The 10228-nt window shown below is 72.3% G+C and carries 10 protein-coding genes; 5 read left to right on the top strand and 5 right to left on the bottom strand.

Going from position 1 to position 10228, the window contains the following annotated elements:
* Nucleotides 1-196: 196 nt before the first annotated feature.
* Nucleotides 197-1969, bottom strand: coding sequence for an acetyl/propionyl/methylcrotonyl-CoA carboxylase subunit alpha (locus tag ACFWYM_RS44530; protein ID WP_384851275.1), 1773 nt, complete (start codon nt 1967-1969; stop codon nt 197-199).
* Nucleotides 1970-2327: 358 nt separating this feature from the next.
* Between ACFWYM_RS44530 and ACFWYM_RS44535 the strand changes: the two genes are divergently transcribed.
* The gene (locus tag ACFWYM_RS44535) at nt 2328-2798 is read left to right on the top strand and encodes a hypothetical protein (RefSeq protein WP_384851277.1); all 471 of its coding nucleotides are present in this window, start codon (nt 2328-2330) and stop codon (nt 2796-2798) included.
* A 41-nt stretch (nt 2799-2839) separates the two neighbouring features.
* Here ACFWYM_RS44535 and ACFWYM_RS44540 read toward each other — a convergent pair whose 3' ends face one another.
* From ACFWYM_RS44540 to ACFWYM_RS44555, 4 genes are all read right to left on the bottom strand, one after another.
* Nucleotides 2840-3451 (bottom strand): nucleoside triphosphate pyrophosphatase, encoded by a 612-nt coding sequence (locus tag ACFWYM_RS44540; RefSeq protein WP_384851279.1) that lies wholly within the window; start codon nt 3449-3451, stop codon nt 2840-2842.
* A 58-nt stretch (nt 3452-3509) separates the two neighbouring features.
* Complete coding sequence (gene mmpB, locus ACFWYM_RS44545) at nt 3510-3638, bottom strand: morphogenic membrane protein MmpB (RefSeq protein ID WP_384851281.1); 129 nt, start codon at nt 3636-3638, stop codon at nt 3510-3512.
* Between the two features lie 96 nt (nt 3639-3734).
* Nucleotides 3735-3941, bottom strand: a complete 207-nt coding sequence (locus ACFWYM_RS44550; protein WP_384851283.1) for an acyl-CoA carboxylase epsilon subunit — start codon at nt 3939-3941, stop codon at nt 3735-3737.
* Between the two features lie 15 nt (nt 3942-3956).
* On the bottom strand, nt 3957-5543 hold the full coding sequence (locus ACFWYM_RS44555; protein ID WP_384851285.1) for an acyl-CoA carboxylase subunit beta: 1587 nt from the start codon (nt 5541-5543) through the stop codon (nt 3957-3959).
* Nucleotides 5544-5666: 123 nt separating this feature from the next.
* Between ACFWYM_RS44555 and ACFWYM_RS44560 the strand changes: the two genes are divergently transcribed.
* The 4 genes from ACFWYM_RS44560 to ACFWYM_RS44575 all read left to right on the top strand — a co-directional run bounded on the left by ACFWYM_RS44560 (nt 5667) and on the right by ACFWYM_RS44575 (nt 9969).
* The gene (locus ACFWYM_RS44560; RefSeq protein WP_384851287.1) at nt 5667-6536 is read left to right on the top strand and encodes a biotin--[acetyl-CoA-carboxylase] ligase; all 870 of its coding nucleotides are present in this window, start codon (nt 5667-5669) and stop codon (nt 6534-6536) included.
* 140 nt (nt 6537-6676) lie between these two features.
* Nucleotides 6677-7804: an adenylate/guanylate cyclase domain-containing protein gene (locus ACFWYM_RS44565; RefSeq protein WP_384851289.1), complete on the top strand. Its 1128-nt coding sequence runs from the start codon at nt 6677-6679 to the stop codon at nt 7802-7804.
* A 152-nt stretch (nt 7805-7956) separates the two neighbouring features.
* Nucleotides 7957-8751, top strand: coding sequence for an enoyl-CoA hydratase/isomerase family protein (locus ACFWYM_RS44570; RefSeq protein WP_384851291.1), 795 nt, complete (start codon nt 7957-7959; stop codon nt 8749-8751).
* Nucleotides 8752-8805: 54 nt separating this feature from the next.
* Entirely contained in the window at nt 8806-9969 is a 1164-nt protein-coding gene (locus ACFWYM_RS44575; RefSeq protein WP_384851293.1) for a diguanylate cyclase domain-containing protein, read from the top strand.
* The last annotated feature ends 259 nt before the right edge of the window (nt 9970-10228 follow it).

Consider the following 10228-nt stretch of genomic DNA (forward strand, 5'->3'; position numbering starts at 1 on the left):
ATCTGTAGCCCGTCCGGCGCTTGAGGACGAGGCCGTCCAGGCCGACAAGGGGGTCTAGGGGCAAAGCCCCAGGAAGGCCGCCCCAGGGCGACGGAGTCGCGGATTCGGGAAGGGGCGGGGTTGGGGAAAAGAAGAACCCGGCCTGGGCCCATCGTGGGCCCTGACCGGGTTCGGGGGCCCAACGGGCCACCAGGAGCTAGTCCTTGATCTCGCAGATCACCGCGCCGGAGGTGAGGCTCGCGCCGACCTCCGCCGTCAGACCCTTCACCGTGCCCGAGCGGTGGGCGTTCAGGGGCTGTTCCATCTTCATGGCCTCCAGGACCACGATGAGGTCGCCCTCCTTGACCTCCTGGCCCTCCTCGACCGCCACCTTCACGATCGTGCCCTGCATCGGAGAGGCGAGGGAGTCACCGGAGGCCGCCGGGCCCGACTTCTTCGCCGCGCGCCGCTTCGGCTTCGCGCCCGCCGCCAGGCCCGTACGGGCGAGGGACATGCCCAGGGACGAGGGCAGGGAGACCTCGAGGCGCTTGCCGCCGACCTCGACCACGACCGTCTCGCGGCCGGGCTCGTCCTCGGACTCCGCGTCCGCCGTCGCGGAGAAGGGCGGGATGTCGTTGACGAAGTCGGTCTCGATCCAGCGGGTGTAGATCGTGAACGGGTCGGTGGAGCCGGTCAGTTCGGGGGCGAAGGCCGGGTCGGCGACGACCTTGCGGTGGAACGGGATGGCCGTGGCCATGCCCTCCACCTCGAACTCCGCCAACGCCCGCGCCGAACGCTCCAGCGCCTCCTTGCGGGTGCGGCCGGTCACGATCAGCTTCGCCAGGAGGGAGTCCCAGGCCGGGCCGATCACCGAGCCGGACTCCACGCCCGCGTCCAGGCGCACGCCCGGGCCCGTCGGGGCGTCGAAGCGCGTCACCGTGCCCGGCGCGGGCAGGAAGCCACGGCCGGGGTCCTCGCCGTTGATGCGGAACTCGAAGGAGTGACCGCGCAACTCGGGGTCGCCGTAGCCCAGTTCCTCGCCGTCGGCGATGCGGAACATCTCGCGGACCAGGTCGATCCCGGCGACCTCCTCGGTGACCGGGTGCTCCACCTGCAGCCGGGTGTTGACCTCCAGGAAGGAGATCGTGCCGTCCGCGCCGACCAGGAACTCCACCGTCCCCGCACCGACGTAACCGGCCTCCTTCAGGATGGCCTTGGAGGCCGAGTAGAGCTGCTCGGTCTGCGCGTCGGACAGGAAGGGGGCCGGGGCCTCCTCCACCAGCTTCTGGTGGCGGCGCTGCAGGGAGCAGTCACGGGTGGAGACCACGACCACGTTGCCGTGCTGGTCGGCCAGGCACTGGGTCTCCACGTGGCGGGGCTTGTCCAGGTAGCGCTCCACGAAGCACTCGCCGCGCCCGAAGGCGGCCACCGCCTCCCGCACCGCCGACTCGTACAGCTCGGGGACCTCGTCCAGGGTGCGGGCGACCTTCAGGCCGCGGCCGCCGCCGCCGAAGGCCGCCTTGATCGCGATGGGCAGGCCGTGCTCCTCGGCGAAGGCCACCACCTCGTCCGCCCCGGCGACCGGGTCGGGGGTGCCCGCGACCAGCGGGGCACCCGCGCGCTGGGCGATGTGGCGGGCGGCGACCTTGTCGCCCAGGTCGCGAATCGCGTGCGGGGGCGGGCCGATCCAGATCAGGCCCGCGTCCAGGACCGCCTGGGCGAACTCCGCGTTCTCCGACAGGAATCCGTAGCCGGGGTGGACCGCGTCCGCGCCCGCATCGGCGGCCGCGGCCAGCACCTTGGAAATGTCCAGGTAGCTGGTGGCCGGAGTGTCACCACCCAGCGCGAACGCCTCATCAGCCGCACGGACATGCAACGCATCCCGGTCAGGATCCGCATAAACGGCAACGCTCGCGATCCCCGCATCCCGGCATGCCCGGGCAACGCGGACAGCGATTTCGCCACGGTTGGCGATGAGCACCTTGCGCACGATGGCTCCCTCCTTGAAACAAGCCGAGTTTAGGGACTGCCGACACGGCCTTACGACCCGTCCCCAGTGGTGAGCTTGCCCACACGGAGCGTGATCCGAGGTCTGCCCGGTCCGCGAAATCCCTTGTAACACCACGGTACGCAGGGTCCCTTTGCGGCAGACTAGCGTCCCGGTGTGGTCAAGGTCTCTGTGAGGGCGTGCTGCGGCAGGGCGCCTTTCTTTGTGGAGTCCCTACGAATGGCCCAACGATTCTTTGCCTTCGGCAGGACCCTTGTCCCGGGGTTTACCCGTTAGTAGCGTTCGGGTGTCCCGAAAGGTACCTCGGGTAACAGCGGCTCGAAGAGAGTGGGTGGGCGCCGTGGCGCGCAGACCGGTGGCGTGGGTGGGCGCGGTGGTGCTCTTGGCGGAGGCGGTCGGGATCGCGCTCCTGAACTGGTTCCTCGGGCTCGTCGTCGACAAGCAGGACATGTCCCTCGCGGGGCTCGACCCGCGCGCGATGTCCGTCTCCACGTGGATCGCGGGGATCGTCTTCGGGCTCTATCTCGCCCTCTGCGGGCTGACGTTGGCGCTCGCGGCGGCGCGGGACCGGGCGCCCGGCGGCTTCGGCAGGCTGCTCCTGATCAGCTGCGCCGTGGTGCACGGACTGCTCGGCGCCTTCTCCATCGGCCTGGTGGGCTGGCTCGCGTTCGTCTTCATGATGGTCGTGCTCGGCCTGATCGTGCTGACGCTCGTCGCGTACGACAAGAAGGACGGGGCCGCAGGCGACGGCGAGAGCGCGGCCAACGGGGCCGACGGGGCGGCCGACAACGGCGCCCCGCAGCCCGTCTGAAGCCCCTGGGGCGCCAGGGAGCGCCCGGGGAGCCGCTGGGGCTACTGCGGCGCCCACAACTCCGTGATGCCGACGCCCAGTTCGGCCAGCAGGCGGCGCAGCAGCGGCAGCGAGAGGCCGATGACGTTGCCGTGGTCGCCCTCGATGCGGTCGACGAAGGGCGCCGAGCGGCCGTCGAGGGTGAACGCGCCCGCCACGTACAGGGGTTCGCCGCTCGCGACGTACGCGGCGATCTCCGCGTCCGTCGGCTCGCCGAAGTGCACGACGGTCGAGGCGACCGCCGCGACGTGCCGTCCGGCGGCGGTGTCATAGACGCAGTGGCCGGTCTGCAGCGTGCCCGCGCGGCCGCGCATGGCCTTCCAGCGGGCGGTGGCCTCCTCGGCGTCGGCGGGCTTGCCGAGCGCCTGCCCGTCCAGCTCCAGGACCGAGTCGCAGCCGATCACCAGGGCGCCCCGGGCGTCCGGGCGGGCGGCCACCACCGATGCCTTGGCCTCGGCGAGGGCGAGCGCGAGCTCGGCCGGGGTGGGGGCGGAGACGGCGTCCTCGTCGACCCCGCTGACGATCACCTCGGGGGCCAGACCCGCCTGGCGCAGCAGGCCGAGGCGGGCGGGCGACTGGGAGGCGAGGACGAGACGGCGGCGCGGATCACTCATGGCGTCAGGGTAACCAAGGGGCGCTCCCCGTCCGCCGCGCGGAAGGGCCGGGCACGGATCACAGAAGTCCGAGCACGAACATGGCCACCACCATCGCCAGGGCGAGCACGACACCGGCGCGGCTCATCTTCGCCTGCATGTCCCGCATGTCCTTCGGAGGATCGTTCTCCGGATCCGACCACAGCATGGAAACGATGGTGGAGCGCGGCGGGCCGGGGCACCTGAGTACGCGTACTCAAGTTCCCCGGCCCGTTCCCCTCAGTTCAGCGGCGGGCCAACTGCCTTACGCGGGCCAGTAGGTGCGGCCCCACGCGGCCGGGCCCGGGGCGGGCAGCCGGTCGCGGGCGACGCGGGCGGGGTCCGCCCAGGAGTCCGGCACGGAGGGCGCGCCGGACGGCGCGCTCGCCGCCGCCGCGGCGCGCGCCCTGACCACCGCCAGGGCGGCGGCCAGCTCCTCGGGGGTGGGGTTGCCCCGTACGACCTTGATCATGACCGCTCCTGGGCTCTAGAGGGGGATGTTGCCGTGCTTCTTCGGGGGCAGTGATTCCCGCTTCGTGCGCAGCTGACGCAGGCCCCGCACCAGGTGGCGGCGGGTCTCCGACGGCATGACCACGGCGTCGATATAGCCGCGCTCGGCGGCCGTGTAGGGGTTGAGGAGCCGGTCCTCGTACGCCTGGATGAGCTCTGCGCGGACGCTCTCGACGTCGGCACCGGCCTCGGCGATCGTGCGGCGGTGCAGGATGTTCACCGCGCCCTGCGCGCCCATGACGGCGATCTGCGCCGTCGGCCAGGCCAGGTTGAGGTCGGCGCCCAGGTGCTTGGAGCCCATGACGTCGTACGCGCCGCCGAACGCCTTGCGGGTGATGACCGTGATCAGCGGGACCGTGGCCTCCGCGTACGCGAAGATCAGCTTGGCGCCGCGGCGGATGATGCCGGTGTGCTCCTGCTCGACGCCCGGCAGGAAGCCGGGGACGTCGACGAACGTGATGACCGGGACGTTGAAGGCGTCGCAGGTGCGCACGAAGCGGGCGGCCTTCTCGGAGGCGTCGATGTCGAGGCAGCCGGCGAACTGCATCGGCTGGTTGGCGACGATGCCCACCGGGTGGCCCTCGATCCGGCCGAAGCCGGTGATGATGTTCGGCGCGAACAGCGGCTGCGTCTCGAAGAACTCCGCGTCGTCCAGGACGTGTTCGATGACGGAGTGCATGTCGTACGGCTGGTTGGCGCTGTCCGGGATGAGGGTGTCCAACTCCCGGTCCTCGTCGGACAGTTCGAGGTCCGCCTCCTCGGGGAAGGCGGGCGGCTCGGAGAGGTTGTTGGACGGGAGGTAGGACAGCAGCGACTTGACGTACTCGATGGCGTCCTTCTCGTCGCCCGCCATGTGATGCGCCACACCCGACGTGGAGTTGTGGGTGCGGGCGCCGCCGAGCTCCTCGAAGCCGACGTCCTCGCCGGTGACCGTCTTGATGACGTCCGGGCCGGTGATGAACATGTGCGATGTCTGGTCGACCATGACCGTGAAGTCGGTGATCGCCGGGGAGTAGACGGCGCCGCCCGCGCACGGCCCGACGACCAGGCTGATCTGCGGAATCACGCCCGACGCATGCGTATTGCGGCGGAAGATCTCGCCGTACATGCCGAGGGCCATGACGCCCTCCTGGATGCGGGCGCCGCCCGAGTCGTTGATGCCGACCACCGGACAGCCCGTCTTCAGGGCGAAGTCCATGACCTTCACGATCTTCTGCCCGAAGACCTCGCCGAGGGCGCCGCCGAAGACGGTGAAGTCCTGTGAGAACACGGCGACCGGGCGGCCGTCCACCGTGCCGTAGCCGGTGACGACCCCGTCCCCGTACGGGCGGTTCTGCTCCAGGCCGAAGTCGGTCGAGCGGTGCTGCGCGAACTCGTCGAACTCCACGAAGGAGCCCTCGTCGAGCAGCAGGTCGACGCGCTCACGGGCCGTCAACTTGCCCTTGGCGTGCTGCTTTTCGACCGCGCGCGCGGAGCCGGCGTGCTTCGCCTCCTCGATGCGGCGCTGCAGGTCCGCGAGCTTTCCCGCGGTGGTGTGGATGTCGGTTTCTTGCGGCTCGGACATCGAGGCGTGGCTCCCTGGCTGCGGGGCGGGGCGTGGGCGAGTGTCGGCTTGCTACTGACTCGTAGCGTATCGGCGTGGATACGCCTGCGCAGTGCGGCGTTTACCACACCTAGGGTGGCTTGCATGACGCCGCGAAATGATGCTGGATCCCCGGAGAATCCCTGGTCCGACCTCGGTCGGCCGCCCCTGAACGCCACCGCGCTGCGGCGTGCCCTGATCCGCGAGGGCGGCCTGTGGACCTCGCTCGACGTGGTCCCCGAGACCGGGTCGACCAACACGGACCTGGTGGCCCGCGCCGCCGACGGGAGCGCGCGCGAGGGCGCGGTCCTGGTGGCCGAGGAGCAGCGGTCCGGGCGCGGCCGCCTCGACCGGCAGTGGTCCGCGCCCGCGCGCTCCGGCCTCTTCGTCTCGGTGCTCCTCAACCCCTCGGAGGTGCCGGTCGAGCGCTGGGGCTGGCTCCCCCTCCTCACCGGGGTGGCCGTCGCCACCGGGCTCTCCCGGACGGCGGGCGTCGACACCGCACTCAAGTGGCCCAACGACCTGCTGGTGACCGTGGACGGCGAGGAGCGCAAGGCGGGCGGCATCCTCGCGGAGCGCTCCGGGGACGCGGGCGTCGTGGTCGGCATCGGCATCAACGTCTCGCTGCGCGCCGACGAACTCCCCGTGCCGCAGGCCGGTTCCCTGGCCCTGGCGGGGGCGACCGGCACGGACCGCGACCCGCTGCTGCGGGCGGTGCTCCGCTCCCTGGAGCAGTGGTACGCGGACTGGCGCGCCGCCAAGGGCGACCCGGCCGCCTCGGGCCTCCAGGAGACGTACGCCGCCGGGTGCGCGACGCTGGGCCGCCGGGTCCGTGCCGAGCTGCCCGGGGACCGGGCCCTGGTGGGCGAGGCGGTGGCGGTGGACGGCGACGGACGCTTGGTCATCGCCACGGAGGAGGGGGTGCAGGAGCCGGTGGGGGCGGGGGACATCGTCCATGTGCGGCCGGTGGGCTGAGCCAGGTCCGTACCGGTGCCCCCAGCCCGAGCTCAATACATGGGCTGAGCTCGCCCGACTTGGGAGTGAGCTGGGGCACACCTGCCGTAAAGTTGGCGCCGGTCGATACGTGACCGTGGCAGATCGGAAGGGCAGCTGGCGTGACCGTCGACGACACGGGCTCCGGTGAGGGGGCCGCTCCCTCCGCCGACGGTGAGGTGCCCGAGAAGCCCGATGAGGCCGTCGAGGACCCGCTCGCTCTCCGGCTCGAGCAGCTGATCCTCGGAGCCGACCGGCGCTACACCCCCTTCCAGGCCGCGCGCAGCGCCGGGGTCTCCATGGAGCTGGCGTCACGGTTCTGGCGGGCCATGGGTTTCCCCGACATCGGCCAGGCCAAGGCCCTGACCGAGGCCGATGTGCTCGCCCTGCGGCGGCTTGCGGGTCTGGTCGAGGCCGGGCTGCTCAGCGAGGCCATGGCGGTGCAGGTGGCCCGGTCCACGGGGCAGACCACCGCCCGGCTCGCCGAGTGGCAGATCGACTCCTTCCTGGAGGGGCTCACCGAGCCGCCCGAGCCGGGCATGACCCGCACCGAGGTCACGTATCCGCTGATAGAGCTGCTCCTGCCCGAGCTGGAGGAGTTCCTCGTCTATGTGTGGCGGCGGCAGCTCGCGGCCGCCACCGGACGGGTCGTGCAGGCCGCCGACGACGAGGAGATGGTGGACCGGCGGCTCGCCGTCGGCTTCGCCGACCTCGTCGGGTTCACGCGGCTGACCCGTCGTATGGAGGAGGAGGAGCTCGGGGAGCTCGTCGAGGCGTTCGAGACGACGGCCGCCGATCTCGTCGCCGCCCACGGGGGGCGGCTCATCAAGACACTCGGGGACGAGGTTCTCTTCGCCGCCGATGACGCGGGCGTCGCCGCCGAGATCGCGCTGCGCCTCATCGAGACGATGGCGGGCGACGAGACGATGCCGGAGCTGCGCGTCGGCATCGCCTTCGGGACGGTCACGACGCGCATGGGCGACGTCTTCGGGACGACGGTGAACCTGGCCAGCCGGCTGACCTCGATAGCGCCGCGGGACGCCGTCCTGGTGGACGGGGCGTTCGCCGAGGAGCTGACCAGGACGCAGGCCGCGCCCGCCTCGGAGGCGGCCGCGGCGGAGGCTGCGGCTGCCGCCGAGAAGGAGGGCGAGGAGCCCCCCTCGTACCGGTTCGCGCTGCAGCCGATGTGGCAGCGGCCCGTGCGCGGGCTCGGCGTCATCGAGCCCTGGCTGCTCGCGCGCCGCAGCTGATCCCTTCGGTTTCTTAAGTTTCTTCGGTCTCTTCGTGCGGCGGCTGCCCCTTTCGTACGGGGGCGCGCTCCTGACATGATCCGGGACGGTAACGATCGTTAACCGTCGAACGTGTCGAACGTGTCGGATGTATCGGACGTGGAGGTAGCGCTATGGCTGAGGAACGGTTCGGGGAGTTCGTCGTGGTGCGGCGGCACGGGTACGTCGCCGAGCTCGCCCTCGACCGGCCCAAGGCCATGAACGCCGTCTCCACCGAGATGGCCCGCTCCCTCGCCGCCGCCTGCGCCGCCCTCGCGGACGACCGGGACGCGCGCGTCGTCGTGCTCACCTCCACGCACGAGCGGGCGTTCTGCGTCGGCGCCGACCTCAAGGAGCGGAACTCCTTCTCCGACGCCGAGTTGGTGCGCCAGCGGCCCACCGCGCGCGCCGCCTACACCGGTGTCCTCGAACTGCCGATGCCGACCGTCGCGGCCGTGCACGGCTTCGCGCTCGGCGGCGGCTTCGAGCTCGCGCTCGCCTGCGACGTGATCGTGGCCGACGCCACCGCCGTCGTCGGGCTGCCGGAAGTCTCCGTGGGTGTCATCCCGGGTGGCGGTGGCACGCAGCTCCTGCCGCGCCGCGTCGGGGCCGCGCGCGCCGCCGAGCTGGTGTTCACGGCGCGGCGCGTGGAGGCGGGCGAGGCACGGGAGTTGGGGCTTGTGGAACAGCTCGTGGGGGAGGGCGACGACCGGGACGAGGCGCTCGCGCTCGCCGCCCGGATGGCCGCGAACTCCCCGGTCGGGCTGCGCGCGGCCAAGCGTGCGCTGCGGCTCGGGCACGGGCTCGACCTGCGGGCGGGCCTGGAGGTCGAGGACGCCGCGTGGCGCTCCGTGGCCTTCTCCGGCGACCGGGCGGAGGGCGTCGCCGCCTTCAACGAGAAGCGCACGCCGCAGTGGCCGGGGGAATGACGGGGGGAGTAGACCGAGTGCCCTAAATCGCCGTAAACCTCCTAACCTGGGGTAATGGGTGAGGATGTCCGGCTGCGGGCCGTCGTGGAGCTGGCGCAGGGGATGGCCGCCGCGCACACTCCACGGGAGTCCTGGCGCGCGGCCGCGCAGGGTGCCCGGCACGCCCTCGCGGGGAGCTTCGCCGCGCTGTCCGTGTGGGAGCGGGACCTGGGGCGGCTCCGGGTCCTGGTGAACGTGGGCGAACGGGCCGAGGGGGAGGACGAGTTCCCCGAGGCGGAGTCCTACCCGGTGCATCAGTTCCCGGAGATCACCGAGTTCCTGCATGAGCGCTGGGCCGGGGGCGGCGAGCCGCACGCGTGGGTCGAGACGGCTCAGGGGCCGGGGGGCGTCGGCTCCGCCGGGTACTGCCATCAGCGGGTGGCCGCCCTGCGCCGCCGCGGCCGCGGCTGTTGCGTGGTCGCGCCGATCGTGCTGCACGGCCGGGCCTGGGGCGAGCTCTATGTGGCGCGGCCCGTGGGGGCGCCCGTCTTCGACCGTGCCGACGCCGACTTCGCGACCGTGCTCGCGGCGGTCGTCGCCGCCGGGATCGCGCAGACCGAGCGTCTCGAAGAGGCCCGCCGCCTCGCCTTCACGGACGCCCTCACCGGACTCGCCAACCGCCGGGCCGTCGACCTCCGCCTGGACGAGGCGGTGGAGCGGCACCGGCAGGACGGCGTCCCCGTCTCCCTCGTCATCTGCGACGTCAACGGGCTGAAGCGGGTCAACGACACCCTGGGCCACGCCGTCGGCGACCGGCTGCTCGAACGGTTCGGCTCGGTGCTCTCGCTGTGCGGGGCGATGCTGCCCGGGACGGTGGCTGCGCGGCTCGGCGGCGACGAGTTCTGCCTGCTCTCGGTGGGGCCCTCGGCCGACGAGGTGGTGCGGGTCGCCGATGAACTGTGCGTGCGGGCGGCCGAGTTGGAGCTGGGGGAGGGGGTCGCGTGCGGGGTGGCGTCGACGGACGACCCGATCGGTGCGGTGCGGTCCGCTCGCCGGCTGTTCCGGCTCGCGGATGCGGCGCAGTACCGGGCGAAGGCGGCTCGCTCGGTCAAGCCGGTGGTCGCGGGGCGGGAGGGGCGGGGTGGTGAGGGCGACCCCGTGGTCCGGCTTGCGGATGCGGCGGCGGAGCGGGGTGGGGAGGGGGAGCGGAGGCGGTTCCGGGGGCGCGGGGCGTTGTGAGGGTGCGGGTGGCCCCTGCCGGGGGCTTTTTCCCCAGTCCCGCCCCTTCCCGAATCCGCCGACTCCGTCGGCCCTGGCGCACCCCTGGGGGCTGTGCCCCCAGACCCCCCGTCGGCCTGAACGGCCTCGTCCTCAAACGCCGGACGGGCTGAAAGGCGCCCCACCGGCCTGCAGGCGGGCGTCCGGCGGGAGGGGTGGGGACGCGGCGGTATGTCCGCCCGCAGTACAGCACCCCACCCAAGCCAGTACTCATGTACCC

Source organism: Streptomyces sp. NPDC059009 (genome assembly GCF_042740175.1).
In the GTDB taxonomy this organism is placed as follows: domain Bacteria; phylum Actinomycetota; class Actinomycetes; order Streptomycetales; family Streptomycetaceae; genus Streptomyces.